Source organism: Salipaludibacillus keqinensis (genome assembly GCF_003226325.1).
Lineage (GTDB): Bacteria > Bacillota > Bacilli > Bacillales > Salisediminibacteriaceae > Salipaludibacillus > Salipaludibacillus keqinensis.
On record NZ_PDOD01000001.1, the window covers coordinates 786,796 to 801,857 of the forward strand.

At 40.5% G+C, this 15,062-nt stretch carries 15 protein-coding genes; all 15 read left to right on the forward strand.

Annotated elements, in window-relative coordinates:
* The first annotated feature begins 75 nt into the window (after nucleotides 1-75).
* Nucleotides 76-414 (forward strand): PadR family transcriptional regulator, encoded by a 339-nt coding sequence (locus CR194_RS04065; protein WP_110608348.1) that lies wholly within the window; start codon nucleotides 76-78, stop codon nucleotides 412-414.
* The gene (locus CR194_RS04070; protein ID WP_110608349.1) at nucleotides 411-1,592 is read left to right on the forward strand and encodes a DUF2812 domain-containing protein; all 1,182 of its coding nucleotides are present in this window, start codon (nucleotides 411-413) and stop codon (nucleotides 1,590-1,592) included. The genes CR194_RS04065 and CR194_RS04070 overlap by 4 nt, the downstream gene beginning before the upstream one ends.
* Nucleotides 1,593-1,774: 182 nt before the next feature.
* A complete protein-coding gene (pfkA, locus tag CR194_RS04075) occupies nucleotides 1,775-2,749 on the forward strand; it encodes a 6-phosphofructokinase (protein WP_110608350.1) in 975 nt (324 codons plus the stop codon).
* Between the two features lie 214 nt (nucleotides 2,750-2,963).
* A complete protein-coding gene (locus CR194_RS04080; RefSeq protein WP_110608351.1) occupies nucleotides 2,964-5,639 on the forward strand; it encodes a YhgE/Pip domain-containing protein in 2,676 nt (891 codons plus the stop codon).
* 94 nt (nucleotides 5,640-5,733) lie between these two features.
* Nucleotides 5,734-6,402: a response regulator transcription factor gene (locus CR194_RS04085; RefSeq protein WP_110608352.1), complete on the forward strand. Its 669-nt coding sequence runs from the start codon at nucleotides 5,734-5,736 to the stop codon at nucleotides 6,400-6,402.
* On the forward strand, nucleotides 6,402-7,748 hold the full coding sequence (locus CR194_RS04090) for a sensor histidine kinase (protein ID WP_110608353.1): 1,347 nt from the start codon (nucleotides 6,402-6,404) through the stop codon (nucleotides 7,746-7,748). Before CR194_RS04085 ends, CR194_RS04090 begins: the two co-directional genes overlap by 1 nt.
* 193 nt (nucleotides 7,749-7,941) lie before the next feature.
* Nucleotides 7,942-8,127: a hypothetical protein gene (locus CR194_RS04095; RefSeq protein WP_110608354.1), complete on the forward strand. Its 186-nt coding sequence runs from the start codon at nucleotides 7,942-7,944 to the stop codon at nucleotides 8,125-8,127.
* Nucleotides 8,128-8,169: 42 nt separating this feature from the next.
* Nucleotides 8,170-8,907 carry a GTP pyrophosphokinase gene (locus CR194_RS04100; protein ID WP_110608355.1) on the forward strand — a complete coding sequence of 246 codons (738 nt, stop codon included), beginning with the start codon at nucleotides 8,170-8,172 and terminating at the stop codon, nucleotides 8,905-8,907.
* 21 nt (nucleotides 8,908-8,928) lie between these two features.
* A complete protein-coding gene (locus CR194_RS04105) occupies nucleotides 8,929-10,377 on the forward strand; it encodes a phospholipase D-like domain-containing protein (RefSeq protein WP_110608356.1) in 1,449 nt (482 codons plus the stop codon).
* Between the two features lie 387 nt (nucleotides 10,378-10,764).
* Nucleotides 10,765-11,400 carry a 2OG-Fe(II) oxygenase gene (locus CR194_RS04110; RefSeq protein WP_408640724.1) on the forward strand — a complete coding sequence of 212 codons (636 nt, stop codon included), beginning with the start codon at nucleotides 10,765-10,767 and terminating at the stop codon, nucleotides 11,398-11,400.
* A gap of 283 nt (nucleotides 11,401-11,683) precedes the next feature.
* Nucleotides 11,684-12,181 carry an SRPBCC family protein gene (locus CR194_RS04120; protein WP_233254217.1) on the forward strand — a complete coding sequence of 166 codons (498 nt, stop codon included), beginning with the start codon at nucleotides 11,684-11,686 and terminating at the stop codon, nucleotides 12,179-12,181.
* A gap of 110 nt (nucleotides 12,182-12,291) precedes the next feature.
* The gene (locus CR194_RS04125) at nucleotides 12,292-12,507 is read left to right on the forward strand and encodes a hypothetical protein (protein ID WP_110608358.1); all 216 of its coding nucleotides are present in this window, start codon (nucleotides 12,292-12,294) and stop codon (nucleotides 12,505-12,507) included.
* A gap of 292 nt (nucleotides 12,508-12,799) precedes the next feature.
* Nucleotides 12,800-13,336, forward strand: coding sequence for a CueP family metal-binding protein (locus CR194_RS20385; RefSeq protein WP_199228117.1), 537 nt, complete (start codon nucleotides 12,800-12,802; stop codon nucleotides 13,334-13,336).
* Nucleotides 13,337-13,580: 244 nt separating this feature from the next.
* Complete coding sequence (locus CR194_RS04140; RefSeq protein ID WP_110608361.1) at nucleotides 13,581-13,775, forward strand: hypothetical protein; 195 nt, start codon at nucleotides 13,581-13,583, stop codon at nucleotides 13,773-13,775.
* 298 nt (nucleotides 13,776-14,073) lie between these two features.
* The gene (locus CR194_RS04145) at nucleotides 14,074-14,988 is read left to right on the forward strand and encodes an ArsR/SmtB family transcription factor (RefSeq protein WP_110608362.1); all 915 of its coding nucleotides are present in this window, start codon (nucleotides 14,074-14,076) and stop codon (nucleotides 14,986-14,988) included.
* Nucleotides 14,989-15,062 lie beyond the last annotated feature (74 nt).

Consider the following 15,062-nt stretch of genomic DNA (forward strand, 5'->3'; position numbering starts at 1 on the left):
TGTATAGTATGTCACGCCGTGATATACTCACACCATGATATATATCACGGCGTGACATATAAAAGGAGGAAGGATATGACCGCACCTACTGATAAAGTGATCAAAAAATACGTGCCCATGTCCGAAACAGCTTTTTACATTTTATTAAGTTTGTTTAAACAACCGCAGCACGGTTATGGCATCGTGAAATACGTTGAGGATATTACATCAGGCCGGTTGAAGCTTGGTTCAGGCACCGTGTACGGGACGATTACGAAAATGCTAAAAGATCATTTAATCGTCGTTTATGCTAATGAAGAACGAAAAAAAACCTACGAGATTACCGAGCTGGGGAACGAGATTATTCAACGGGAGATGACTCGGCTTGAAGAGTTGTATACAAATGCTATGGCACACCGGGGGGAGAAGAAATGAGTTATACACATTTTTGGAAACCGTTTTGGAGCTATCACATTCAAAGCACGGAGCATTGGGTAGGAGAGATGTCCAAAAAGGGATACACACTGACGCATTTTCAACCTAAATTAAGTCGCTTTACCTTTAGTGAGGAAGCGTCACCTCACGAAACATTTGCGATCTCCTTTGATCGGAGTAAGCAGCATCCTCTACCTAAAGCGCTTGAGGCAGACGGGTGGGAAGTGGTGAATAAAAAAAGAAAATGGGCCGTTTATGGGAATACTAAGCAAAAGGATGAAGTAAAGACGTCCATTGTGCGAGACAATTTAGAATCAAGAAACAGCAAAATCTCCATGTTCTGGTGGGCATATTTCCTGTACATGATTTTCTCTATTTCTCTGCAAGCCTCGTTACTTATTCCTCTCTATTTAAGCAACGACTCGTTTACGGTGACCCGCGTTGAGAGCCCGATGTGGATCCTCACGTATTTCATGGCTGCCGTCCAGATGGGTGTGACGATCATAGGGATTTATTCTCTCATTGCGCTCAAGAAAGAATCGAGGCGTTTATCAGAGGAGGTTACTCAATCGCAACTTTTGGAGGATTCTACAGATAAACCAGTAACTCTATCAGGGGAAAGGCGAACCAAGTTTAAAGTTGGCTGGATGTATGCTCCGGACAAAATTGAAACGTGGCTGGAAGAGAAAGAACAATCCGGATGGCATCTTATCCATGTGAATAAAGGAGGTGTTAAGTTTCAGTTTGAAAGATCAGACAAAAATCTCTATGCGTACAGCGTCCTTTTTGAAGGGAGAGCGGACAGAAACGCTCACGCATTTCACAGTGAAGCGGGGTGGGAGCGAGTGTATGTCTCAGGTTCTTCTTGGCAGCAATGGTCGATCTGGCGACAAGCCTACTCAGAAGAAATGGAAAAACCTGAGATCAATGACGATCTTGAGAGCAAGCAACGAGCAGCCATGAGTGTAGCAAAAATTTATACGTTGATGTTCTCGCCAATCATTGTTTTATTCGGTTTTAACTTCTTTTCATTTATGCTTCCAAATGCTTTGGAGCAAGGATATTTTTCCCTTTCAGGAATTGAACGATTCAATACAACGATCTTTCCTCTTGCCATGTCCGTGTTTTTAATAAGTATTCTGCGAGCATGGGCTTACTATTTTAGGGTAAGAAGTTAATAGGAGATGAAGTAAAAACCTCTGGAACGGGTCATAGGTATTTTTTCAATAGTGTTAAAGTAAAATTAAAGGGAATAGAAGAAGGATTAGCTCGCTTAATTGAATTGCATAATAAGAACGAATGAAATGACTTTTCATGAAGTGTGAAGAAATACATCGAATTTCAATTGTGCGAGAGAGGAGTGTTTTTTATGAAGAAAATTGGTGTGTTAACGTCTGGCGGGGACTCCCAAGGCATGAATAGTGCGATCCGTGCTGTAGTTAGGACAGGACTTGCTCGTGGCTTTGAGGTTGTCGGAATTAGAAGAGGCTATAACGGTCTCATAGAAAAAGATTTTACTACACTAGGATCAAAAGATGTTGGAGACATCCTTTATCGTGGCGGTACGTTTCTGCAATCCGCCCGTTCCGAAGAATTTCGAACTGAAGAAGGACAAATGAAAGCTGTAAATAATTTGAAAGAAGCGGGGATCGAATACCTCGTAGTCATTGGCGGCGACGGGAGTTATCGTGGAGCAGCTAAGCTTAGTGAACAAGGCATTAAAACATATGGTCTGCCAGGGACAATCGATAATGATATCCCGCTAACTGAGTATACAATTGGGTTTGATACGACGTTGAATGTAGTGATGGAAGCTATTGGAAACCTGAGAGATACGATGAGCAGCCACGAACGTGTAAGTGTTATTGAAGTGATGGGAAGAGATTCTGGTGATATTGCGCTTCACGCTGGGATCGCCAGTGGCGTGGATGCGATCTTAGTCCCTGAATTGCCGTGGGATATTAAAGAAACTTCTGAAAAACTAAGAAGTGGTTTCAGTCGTGGGAAAACACACAGTATTGTGATGGTTGCTGAAGGTGTAGGGAAAGCCGAAAATATTGCTCATCTGATTAAAGAATATAGCGGACTGGATACAAGATCGACTGTACTAGGGCATATCCAACGAGGAGGAACCCCTTCAGCATTTGACCGCATTTTTACGAGTCGAATGGGTCACAAAGTCGTTGAACTAATGGAAAAGGACATTTATGGTGTGGCGCTAGGCATGGAAAAAAATGAAATAACCTATCATTCATTTGAAGATATCTTTGCAGGGAGAGAAACGAAGAAAGCATTAAATAAGAAGTTATATCAAGTTTTTGAGGACCTTATCTAACTAACTGAAAATCTGTCAATAACCATAGAAAGTTCTGATCTCATCTATCATACGAGGTCAGAGCTTTTTTTATAACTGTGTAGAAGTAACCGATATCCAGTTCATGTTCAGTTCATATTCCCGTGATAGGATGTCCCAGTGTTGGTTGAAGTGAAGTAGCTGTAGGCTTCTACTAGCGTGGTAAAAAGATGTACTGTATGGAGGAATTTAACGAATGAAACAAGCTTGGAATATATTTAAGCAGGATGTAATGAATATTAAACGGGTGCCTCTCGTAGGTATACTTCTTATTGGACTGGCCATTCTTCCTTCCTTGTATGCGTGGTTCAATCTAAGTGCCTCGTGGGACCCTTATGATAATACGGAAGGAATCCAGGTCGCGGTAGTGAACGAAGATGAAGGCGCCTATATCGAGGGAGAATTCGTCAACGTCGGCAAAGAATTGGCAGAGAATCTCCAAGATAACGAAAATTTCGGCTGGACCTTTGTTGAAAAGGAGGAAGCGGAAAGAGGGGTAAAATACGGAGACTATTATGCCAGCGTTTATATTGATGACTCTTTCTCTGAAGACCTGTCAAGTGTGGTTTCTGGTGATCCCATTTCTGCCGAAGTCCATTTTCAGGTTAATGAAAAGATCAATGCTATTGCACCTAAGATGACGTCTACGGGCGCATCTGCGATCGTTAAAGAAATGAATGATGAATTTATTGAAGAAACATCCAGAACGATGTTTCAAGAGTTCGACAGGCTCGGAATACAGCTGGAGGAAGAACTTCCTACTTTCCGTAAAATAAAACAAACCGTGTATGACCTTGAATCTCGTTTTCCTGAAATCAATGAGTTTGCAGAGAAAGTGATTGCGCTCGATGAGGACTGGGGAACGATTGACGATCATGTGAATCAGTTTCTGGAACTACGAGACCTTAGTCCGCAGATTGATGAAGGAACGGAACAAATCCTTGAGCTTGAGAGGCGCCTCCCAGAAATCAACCAACTAGGACAAGGCGTTCTTCAGCTAGAAGAGGAAATCACAGACATGGATGATGCTATGGCAGATGTGCATCAAATAAACGATAGGTTTTTCGAAATTTCTGAACTTCTTGATGAAGCGTTGAGCGGTGCCCAGCAGGCACAGGTAACGATTAATCAAGCCCAAGAAGTATTGCCAGAAGTAGAAAAAAGAGCAGACTCTATGGAAGAATATGCAGAGGCCTTGTCTGTATTCATAGATGAAGCGGAAGGTGCCGTTGAACCGGTTATTGATACAGTCGCCCAGCAAGCGCTTTTTGCAGGACAGACAGCCGCATCGGCAGAACAAGCACTGGCAATGGTAGACGAAGAAGCTGGAGAAAAGTCAGAAGAAATTCTTCATGATTTAGACAAGCAGCTTACGACTCATATAGAAGTGCTAGAAAATGCGGTTGATTTGTATAGCTCTATTTATGACTATTCTGAAAATGAGGAACTACTAGAAGTCATGGATCAGATAACCATGATGATCGAGCAACTTCAAGATTTTCAGATAGAAGTTCACGAGACGTTAACTAAGCTTGAAGCTGGGGAGATGCCGGGAGAAAGCCAAATTGAAGATCTCAGGATGAGTGCTGATAGCGCTGAACAAAAGGCCGAGGACCTTTACTCGTTTTTAACGAATGAAGGGACTGAACGAACTGAAAGAGCCGTTGATCACTTACGATCCGAATTAACTGCTGCTGGAGAATCGTTCGATGAAAGTTATCTAGCTTTACAGTCGATCGAAGAAACTTTAGAGCATGCTGAAAAGCTAGCGGTTCAAGGTGAAGAAAGTATTGAAGAACAGAGGAACAGGCTCCCTGAAATTCAAGAACGAATCAATGAACTGACGGAAACAATAGAAGAAAGTCTTCCTGTTCTAATCGATGCCGTTGAGTCAGCGGGAGGCTTTGTTCGTAACGACCTGCCTGTCATTGAAGGGAAGATTTATCAGGCAGGGGATTTCATTCGAGACGATCTCCCTGAAGTGGAAGAAGACTATCGAATGCTTGCCGAACTATTAGAAGAAAACATGCCACAAGTGGAAGAATCAGTAGACGAACTTGCTAAGTTTTCTAGAAATGAACTGCCAGACATGGAAGGAAACCTAGGTGAGGTGGCAGATCAAATCCGTGACATTGAAGAGAGGGATCGTCTGAATGAGTTGATTTCTGTCCTTCGGAATGACCTTGATGAGGAAAGTGAGTTCTTTTCAAACCCAGTCAATTTAGTCGAAGAACAACTTTTCCCAATCCCGAACTACGGATCAGCCAATGCAGCCTTCTACACTGCATTAAGCCTTTGGGTCGGTGCTTTACTGTTGTCAAACTTGATCAGCACCAATCTCCATTCAGTCGATCGCCGTCCAGAATTCACCCTCCGTTCTATTTATCTAGGAAGAATGATCCTCTTTCTAATCGTAGGCGTGCTACAAGGACTGATTGTAAGTATTGGAAATTTGACACTTCTAGGTGTTTACGCAAATAATCCATTCTTGTTTGTTTTGTTTTCAATCTTCATAGGCATAGTATTTATGACCATGGTCTACACACTGGCTTCTATCCTTGGAAATATTGGGAAAGCGCTGGCGATTATTCTGCTTGTTCTTCAACTTTCCGGTGGGGGAGGTACATTTCCTATTGAAGTGGCACCGCCGTTTTTCCAACAAATTAATCCGTTTCTTCCTTTTACGTACGCGATTAATTTACTCAGGGAAGCTATAGGTGGTGTCATTCCTGCGCTTGTTTGGCAGAACATGATCATCTTGACAGGTTTCTGGGTGTTAACACTCGTTGCTGGACTTCTGTTAAAACCTTTGCTCGCGCCAAGAATTGAAAAAACGTATGAGAAATCAAAATCAAGTCGTCTGGTAGAATAACGCTGAGATAGGGAGATCATTCCCGTTTTTGTTGAGAGGTGCTACTATTAGAAAAGACAAAGGTTACTACAATTAGTAGAAAGGCTGGGACGCAATGAATACGATTTTAGTCGCTGATGATGACGCACATATTCGGAAATTGATGAGGCTGTACCTTGAAAATAGCCAGTTCAAAGTGGTCGAAGCTGGAGATGGTCAAGAGGCATTGGATCTTTTGACCAAGGAAACCATTCACTTGGCCATTGTTGATGTGATGATGCCCCGTGTAGATGGCATTGAGCTAACGGAAGATATTCGCTCGTTTTTAAATATTCCGATTCTTATGGTGACGGCTAAAGGAGAATCACAGGACAAAGTTAGAGGATTTAATGCGGGCACCGATGACTATCTCGTCAAGCCGTTTGACCCGGTAGAATTAAATTTAAGGGTGAAAGCTCTGTTAAAACGCTATCATAATCACTTGGAAAACCTTGTGAGAGTAGGAGATGTCTCGATCGATCTAGGTCGTCTTGTGGTAGAATCCCCCTCCGAAACAGTACAATTGAAACGGAAGGAATGTGAACTATTATTTATGCTTGCGGGCTCTACTGGTAAAATTTTCACTCGTGCTCAGCTGATTGAGAGAATTTGGGGGTACGACTATGAAGGGGATGAAAGAACAGTAGATGTTCATATTAAGCGATTAAGGGAACAACTCGTTCGGTTTCCTGAACTGACCATTTCCACTGTTAGAGGCCTAGGATATCGGCTGGAGGAAACCTGATGCTTAAGAAAAGCCTGTATTTACGTATTGTTGCGACTTTTATTGGTGTCGTGTTAATTAGCTTATTCGTTTCCTATACGATTACCTCTAATGTCTTTCAGCCCGGAGTGTTGTTTGAAGAGGAAATTACCAATGTTACTAAAGGAGCGGCAAACGTTTTGGAAATGACGGACGTGGAAAATGTCGATGAGATGATAGACACGCTGAAAGATTTTCATTTCGATGTTCTGATTGTGAATGAAGAAGGGGAGACTTTCACAAATGATCGTCCTTTTGATGTTGACGGAAGTGCTTTTCAAGAGGTGATCTCTTCGGAGGCAGACGTGCCAGTCGTTTTCCATGAGGATGCTGCTAGAGTGGGAGGGGTCCCCCTTGAAATAGGGCAGGAGCAGTATGCACTATTTGTTCATATGGATTATGAAGAAGAAGGAGAAGCGATCCGTTACGTCATTTCGATGGCTCTTTTGATTGTGCTGATTTGCGGGAGCTTGCTGATTTTTCTGGCCTCACGTTACGTCGTTGACCCGATCAAGAAATTAACGACGGCCGCTAAGGAGATGGCAAAGGGGAATTTTTCCATCAGGCTAAAAAACAAAAATAATCAAGATGAAGTGGGCGAATTGATCCGCAGTTTTAATCATATGGCTTCGGAAGTGGAGCAAATAGATAAAATGAGAGATGATTTTGTGAGCAGCGTGTCTCATGAATTTCAATCACCTCTTACCTCTATCAGAGGGTTTACAAAAGCCATTCGGGACGATGTTGTTCCTAAAAAAAACCAAAAAGAATACCTTGATATCATATATGAAGAAACACAAAGGCTTTCAAGGTTAAGCGAAAATCTTCTGCAACTTGCTTCTCTTGAATCGGATCATTATCCCCTTAAGCACGTTAAATACCGACTCGATGAACAATTTAGACGAGCGGTCCTTGCCACGGAGCCTCTCTGGAAAAAGAAGCAGCTTGGTTTAGAGCTGAACTTGGATTCGGTTGAAGTGAAGGCAGATGAAGATTTACTAAACCAAGTGTGGGTAAATTTGTTAGCCAACGCTATTAAATATTCCCCTCAAGGTGAAACGTTGACATGCACACTCAAAGAAATTGGTAAAAACATCGAAGTAAGCATCGAAGATAACGGGAAAGGCATCCCAGAAGAGGAGATTCCTCATTTATTTAACAGGTTTTACAAGGTCGACAAAGCGAGAAGCAGTTCCATCGAAGGAAATGGCCTGGGGTTATCGATCGTCAAGAAGATTCTTTCCATTCATAACTTTGATATCCAAGTGACAAGCGAACATCATAAAGGGTCGACCTTCACGGTAGTGATCCCGTTAGATGAAAACTAAGCGTCTCCTTGCAGGGGCATGCTGAGTTCATCAACTATAAAGATGAGTATTCAATTAACATGTGAACCATGTTCTTCACGAGAAGAACATGGTTTTTTTGATGATTAAAAAAACCTTTCTCCAGTTCATAATGAGTTCATAAACCTTTTATAAAATGAAGAAGAGAAGCTAAGTGGAAGAGGTGGCATTCAAGATGAATAGATTCAATCAATCATATGATCAAGATAGAGAACTTTCGAATCGTTTCTATAACACGGAGAGTAACTTCTCTTCTGAGAAAACATCTGTCGAGAAGATCGTTAAATGGCTTAGAAGTCAGGAAGTTCAAGCGGATCTTTGCCCGCGTCCTAAGAAGTCGACTAGTTCTTGCAGATCGTAGTATAAGCGCGAATAACCCTAGAAAAAACAGGAGGAAAAGTAAATGGAAACTTTATTTACCCCATCAAACGTGAAAAAACTGAAAGCAGTGAAAAAGGAACTCACGCGGTTTATGATGACGTACCAGTTTGCGTTGGATGAATTAAGTACGAAGATAGATATTTTACAGCAGGAGTTTCATTACATTCATGATTATAATCCGATTGAACATGTGAAGTCTCGTATAAAGACACCGGAAAGCATTTTGAAAAAGGTTCACAGGAAAGGCATTGATCTGACCCTCCCGGCGATTAGAGACACCATTCACGATATTGCGGGTATTCGGATCACGTGCTCTTTTATATCAGATATATACGAGTTAAGTTATATGCTAGAGAATCAAAAAGATATTCAAGTGGTGGAACGAAAAGATTATATCATGAACCCAAAGCCTAATGGGTACCAAAGTCTTCATTTAATTCTTGAGATTCCTGTCTTTATGTCTGATAGAGTTCTTGACGTGTATGTTGAAGTTCAAATACGCACGATTGCTATGGATTTCTGGGCTAGTCTTGAACATAAAATTTATTATAAATATAACCACGAAGCGCCCCCTGCGATTCTTCAGGAATTAAAGGAGGCAGCAGAAACGGCAGGCCGACTGGATGAGAAGATGGAAAGGCTCCATAAAGAAATAAATAAGGCTAAAGAGACCGAAAATGACACCCATTTCATCATGAATCATGAGAAACTTCATCTTCCTGAAGAATTCCTGGCCACTTATATTAACTCAGCACGATAATATCCGGAGAGGAGATGGAAGATGGCCGTTAAAATAAGTAAAAAAATCGCTTTTGTTCTGTTTGGATTGGTTAGCATGTACGTTATTTATGCGTTCATCTCAGGAGTGCTCCTGTTTCAGTTTGCCGAACCAAACAAGGGGAGTCATACAGTTGAAGATTCTCAACAGTTTTATAGCGACGAGCTTTCCAAGGACAGAATCGTCTTACTTGAAGATCGATATGAATCGGGCTTAGCACGTATTCACCTTATGGAAAATGCTAGTGACTCTATAGATGTGTCTTTTTATACATGGCACGATGGACTATCCAGTGATATATTTTTCTCGACAATCGTGGATGCAGCTGACCGAGGAGTGGACGTTCGACTTCTTATGGATGGGATATTCCATCATTTAAGAGGTGATTTAAAAGAAATTATGTATGCCTTCTCGTATCATCCGAACATCGAGATAAAATTTTATGAACCATTTGATGCTTTGCGTCCTTGGACTTGGAATAACAGGCTTCACGATAAATTAATGATTGTGGATAATGAACGAGCAATGGTTGGAGGTCGAAACATTGGCGATAAATATTTTGCGCCAGAAGGATATAAGGGAGCCTCTAATGATAGGGATCTTGTGGTACTTGATACGGACATGAGAAATAATCATGACAGCGTATTGAAAGAGATGGAAGATTACTTTGATTACATTTGGGTCCACGATTTTTCAGAACATCCGACGAATGAACGCTTTGGACCTAATGATAGGGAGGCAAGAGAAGGTCTCGCGACTCTGCGAGAGCGCCATCAAGAACTGCAAGAGTTACATAGTGACATGTTTAACCAAGACGTTGATTGGTTAGATAAGTCATTTCCAGCTAACAAAGTCAGCTTCATTCATAACCCAATCGATCGTCTGAATAAAGAACCTTTGGTATGGAAAGGTCTTGCCAGTATGGCAGAAGGGGCTTCAAAATCTGTGCTTATTCAAAGTCCTTATGTCATCCCTACTGAGAATATGATGGAGCACATACATTTGGATGAGGTGACCTCTAAAGAAGTAAGCATTTTGACTAATTCTCTTTCTGCCACTTCAAATGTGCTCGCCTATTCAGGGTATTCAAGGGTCAGGGAAGACATCGTGGATTCAGGGTTGGAGATTTACGAGTTTCAAGGTCCGTCCGAATCACTTCACGGAAAAACGTTTGTTTTTGATGATAGGGTGAGTGCTGTTGGATCATTTAATGTAGACCCTAGAAGTACGTTCTTAAGCACAGAGGTCATGGTCGTCGTGGATAGCGAAGAGTTCGCTGAGGCTTTAACAAACAATATGGAAGATTATATGAAACACCACAGCCTGAAGGTTGCTCAAGACGGGACGTATAAAGAGCATGCTTATGTTCAAGAAGAAGAAGTTTCTTTAGGGAAATCAGGTTTAACTTGGGGCTTATCTCTCGTCACTAGATACTTTCTCTATTTAATATAGAAGGAACTAGAAAGCTAGATATGAAGGTTAAATCGTGATTGGCGTGCCTTCCTTCCATTATTCGTCACATGATAAAGGGAGGATGCGCCAGTCTCATATGAACAAAGTTTTGACTATGTTAAGAGATGAGAGTAGGAAACTCAACGTCGATAAATTTTCTTTTTATAGAAATATAGTAATAAAATGGTAGTAAAATAAACAGGCCGAGTGTAAAATGAAAGAGAATAGAGAATAGAGAGTAGAGAATAGAGAGTAGAGAGTTATTCAAACGTTTGCTGGAAATATAAATGAAGGTGATCGAAAAAATTATTAGATGAAATGCTTGTAGGTTAAATTTTCTGAAAATTTAAAAAGAGGTTGATGAGGATGAACGTTGATTCTAAAGATATGACTAGTAAAGAACAAACGATTTTTCACCATGTTGGAAATAAAATTGTAACGGAAGATAGGGAAATCAACATCGTTGCGCGAGTTGAAGAACCATTGATTGTCGTGTTAGGGAATGTCTTAAGTGATGAAGAATGTGATGAATTGATCAGCTTATCAAAAGACAGAATGAAGCGTTCGAAAGTAGGAAGTTCACGTAATGAAAATGACCTCAGAACAAGTACTAGTATGTTTTTAGAAGAAAGTGAAAATGAGGTTGTTATGAGAATTGAAAAAAGACTCTCGCAAATCATGAATATCCCTTTTGAACACGGAGAAGACTTGCTAATTTTAAATTATAAAATAGGTCAAGAGTACAAAGCTCACTTTGATTTTTTTTCATCCAAAAACCACTCAGTGGATAATCCGAGGATTAGCACCTTAGTGATGTATTTAAATGATGTTGAAGAAGGTGGAGAGACCTTCTTCCCGGAACTTGGCTTTTCTGTATCCCCTCAAAAAGGGATGGCGGTGTATTTTGAGTATTTCTATAACAATCAAGACTTGAACGAGTTAACTCTGCATGGCGGTGCTCCGATTATTAAGGGTGATAAGTGGGCTGCTACGAAATGGATGCGTAGAAAAAGAGTTAAATAATGGTTGTTAGTGTTGAGTCTCTCGTTTTTGTACGTGAGGGCTGCTGATTAGGGAATGATAAGGTAGGTTTTTAAGGGTAATTAATTATAAAAACCAGCTGTCTTACGCACCGCCAGAGCACCCATTCGGCACCGTGCATGAAATGAAGGCAGATGCCATAGCTGCTGAGGAAGACCATTATTAGAAAAAATAGGTGCCTGACTCCAGCGTGCTGGGGGCGGGCACTTTTTTAGAGCTCCAATATGGTATAATTAGGGCATTAGGCAGTAAAGGAATGATGAGAATGAATACTTCAACGACTACGTTAACAATGACTCGCCAATTTAGTGCTTCAGCAGATAGCTTATTTGATGCATGGATGAATCCTGAAAAGATGAAGAAATGGTTTTTTACGATGGAGCAGACAAATCAAGTAGCAAACAATGAACCTCATGTTGGGGGCACGTGGGAAATTGTCGATCATCGCGATGGCACAGATTACAGAGCTATAGGTGAATATATAGAAGTGGAGCCATTAAATAAAATTGTATTAACAGTGAAAATGCCACAATTCAGTGATTCCGAAGACCGAATGACCGTAGATTTTATTCCTTTAGAACAGGGCTGTGAAATGGTTTTCACTCATGTCATTTTTGTTCCACACGAAGAGGGATGGACGAAGGAAGACATAGATAAATCAGTGCAGGAATATCACGATCAAACCGAACACGGCTGGGGTCTTATGTTCGATAACTTAAAGCAATTGGTTGAGACGGGGAAAGTAGATGGTCCGCAGGAATAAAACAAAGTTCTCGAGGACAGGAGCGGACTGAAAATAGAGTTCGCTTCTTTCATTTATCTTCATTGAAACGGCCAAGCACTAGGGTAGTTGGCTTTTTATTGGCGGGGAGGATGAGAGCGATTACTAATAAAGTCATTTTCATAAACGCAGGTTTGTATGCAACTGGAATTTTAGTTATTAATCTTATTCTAAGGAATTTTTTAGATATAAGTTTAGGACAAGTAGCCGTGTTTGGCTTAGCAGCGTTTGTTTTTCTCTTTTTCTTCTTAAAATTAGCTGCACCGATTTTTACTGATATTTATAACAGTCGTCGCAAAACTAAATGAGGTAGAAATCCATGCTGGTAGGCTTACGAGATCCCCATGAAGACCATATGATAATTTGGGAAATATTGTTCACAGATATGACAATATCACTCCATGTTTTCTTCACAATATTAGTTTAATATAATGGGTAGGGACAGGGGATGTACCTATAGATCACGTAGAGATCATTTTCACGAGACAGGTGGTTCTACGAGTAATGTTTCGTAGAATTTGTGAACATTCGTTCTGACCCAAAGAAATACACGCTATAAAACGAAAGAATAAATATAAAGTAAAAGGTGGTGAACAGTTTATGAAAATAAAAATCTTATCGTTTTTAGGGCTGCTCATTGTGGCTGTGGTGGCGTATAATTTCGTTTCGAATGACGACAATTCGGCGTCTGAAGAAGTTGAAACGAATGATATTAAAGAATTGGTTCATGATTATAGTGTTGGAAACATCGAGAATCAAGTCGCTTCCATCACATCTCACCAGCTGATTGTCACAGACACAGATGAAAGCGAACAAACGTATGACCTTCCTGAAGATGACTTCTTTGTATCAATCGCGCCTTATGAAAATGAAACTCACCCTTGAAGCATTCATAACCTGACAGGTTGTCAGGGAGAATTGACAGGTGAACAGTTTGACGTATACATTGAAGATGATAATGGAAATGTTATAGTAGACGAAACGATGGAATCTCTTCCAAACGGATTTATCGATTTGTGGTTGCCTCGTGATCACACGTATCAGGTCATAATTGAGCACGATGGAAAAACAGTAGAATCAGATATTTCTACATTTGAAGGCGATGACACTTGTATAACGACAATGCAGTTGATGTAAATGGAAAGCACCTGACGAGGTGCTTTTTTGTTGTTTAACGAAGCAAGTTAGTCTCGAAACGATAAGAAGAGGGACAAACTTTGCCGAGACGAGATTAAGTTTGTCCCTACTTTAATTGAAAGCCTTCTTTAATTGATATCCATGTTGAGCAAGTTTTCATTATAGTCGATAGGGGGTACGGGTGAGTACAACCATCTCTCACACATAAAAAAAGAAGGTAACTCGCGGCAAAGGAGGAAAATAGATGGACTTTATTACAGGCCTAATTCTGGCAATTGGAATCATTGCCGCTTGGGTTATTGGATTCATCTTGCCTTATCGGAAGGGTCAGGATGATGAGGAGATTGGCGAGAAAACGCTCTATATTTATAGGGGCTTGGGAGTAGCTTGTCTAATAGCCGCATTTCTAATTGCGCAATGGATTTTATCGATCGGATGATAGATGATAAACGTGATCATACATAGTGAGCGTGTACCTGCATTTTTATTTAAAAATTAAACAATGTGGACCGGTGATTTCAACTTTTTTAAATAGTCCGTAAAGCGATAATCAAAGGGTGCTAGGCAAATGCTTTCTCGTAAAAAGTGAATATTGAATCGTTAATTGGTATACTTCAAGGACAAGAAAGAAATGTTCGGGGTACATATTCACACTACAGGTTCTCATATGTAAGGCAAAATTTATCTTTGTTGACGTATGAAAATCGTCCCCAGTAATGAGGAGATGAGGGATAACATTGAAGTCTAAGCATGTATCATACGACGAAGAATCATTAAAAGTATTAAAAGCGATCGCCAACAAGCATCGACTTGAAATATTGCGTATTTTAAGCGTCCGGCCCCATAACGTCAATGAATTGGCAGAAAAATTGAACCTTCCTTTTTCTACAACGGCTACAAATGTAAAAAAGTTAGAAGATGTGCAATTAATCTCAACGGAATTGGTTCCGGGACGTGGCACACAAAAAGTGAATGCCAAAAATTATGACCGAATTATTCTTGATCTTTTTGAAAAAGAAAAAGAAATAAACGATAAACAGTTCTTTATAGATATGCCGATAGGGGACTATTTCGATTGTTATGTTCAGCCAAACTGTGGCTTAGTTGGAGAAAAAAGTTATATAGGTATGCAAGATGATCCTCGTGCTTTTTATGAACCAGGAAGGAAAGAGGCTCAACTTCTTTTCATGCGTCACGGATTTGTGGAGTATCGGTTTCAGAACAAGATCCCCTATGGAGCAAAAGTGAAAGAGATCGAAGTTGCTGCTGAGTTATGTTCAGAGGCACCAAATCATAAACTGGATTGGCCATCGGATATCACGGTTTGGATCAATGGTATAGAGGTGGGAACATGGACTTCTCCTAGTGATTTTGGTGGCGAACGTGGATTTTTAACACCTTCATGGTGGCATACGAATTATACACAGTATGGCATGCTAAAGCGATGGAAGATCACCCATGAAGGATGCTTTATTGATGGGAATAATATCATTGACACAGTGAATATTGACCAGTTAGAGCTAGAGAAACACCCTTTTATATCAATAAAAATAGGAATAAAAGAGGATGCAGATAATAAAGGCGGATTTAACTTATTTGGCCATAAATTCGGTAATTACGAGCAGGGGATTCACTTAACATTAGATGTTTAAATATAGAACTATCGAACGAAAAGAGCCTTCATCAAATTATTTTTGGTGGAGGCTCTTGTTTATTACTATAAAAA

What these genes read in the sequence shown, in the direction of transcription:
- CR194_RS04065 (WP_110608348.1), top strand. Translation starts at nt 76, where the DNA reads ATGACCGCACCTACTGATAAAGTGATCAAAAAATACGTGCCCATGTCC.
- CR194_RS04070 (WP_110608349.1), top strand. Translation starts at nt 411, where the DNA reads ATGAGTTATACACATTTTTGGAAACCGTTTTGGAGCTATCACATTCAA.
- CR194_RS04080 (WP_110608351.1), top strand. Translation starts at nt 2,964, where the DNA reads ATGAAACAAGCTTGGAATATATTTAAGCAGGATGTAATGAATATTAAA.
- CR194_RS04085 (WP_110608352.1), top strand. Translation starts at nt 5,734, where the DNA reads ATGAATACGATTTTAGTCGCTGATGATGACGCACATATTCGGAAATTG.
- CR194_RS04090 (WP_110608353.1), top strand. Translation starts at nt 6,402, where the DNA reads ATGCTTAAGAAAAGCCTGTATTTACGTATTGTTGCGACTTTTATTGGT.
- CR194_RS04095 (WP_110608354.1), top strand. Translation starts at nt 7,942, where the DNA reads ATGAATAGATTCAATCAATCATATGATCAAGATAGAGAACTTTCGAAT.
- CR194_RS04100 (WP_110608355.1), top strand. Translation starts at nt 8,170, where the DNA reads ATGGAAACTTTATTTACCCCATCAAACGTGAAAAAACTGAAAGCAGTG.
- CR194_RS04105 (WP_110608356.1), top strand. Translation starts at nt 8,929, where the DNA reads ATGGCCGTTAAAATAAGTAAAAAAATCGCTTTTGTTCTGTTTGGATTG.
- CR194_RS04110 (WP_408640724.1), top strand. Translation starts at nt 10,765, where the DNA reads ATGACTAGTAAAGAACAAACGATTTTTCACCATGTTGGAAATAAAATT.
- CR194_RS04120 (WP_233254217.1), top strand. Translation starts at nt 11,684, where the DNA reads ATGAATACTTCAACGACTACGTTAACAATGACTCGCCAATTTAGTGCT.
- CR194_RS04125 (WP_110608358.1), top strand. Translation starts at nt 12,292, where the DNA reads ATGAGAGCGATTACTAATAAAGTCATTTTCATAAACGCAGGTTTGTAT.
- CR194_RS04140 (WP_110608361.1), top strand. Translation starts at nt 13,581, where the DNA reads ATGGACTTTATTACAGGCCTAATTCTGGCAATTGGAATCATTGCCGCT.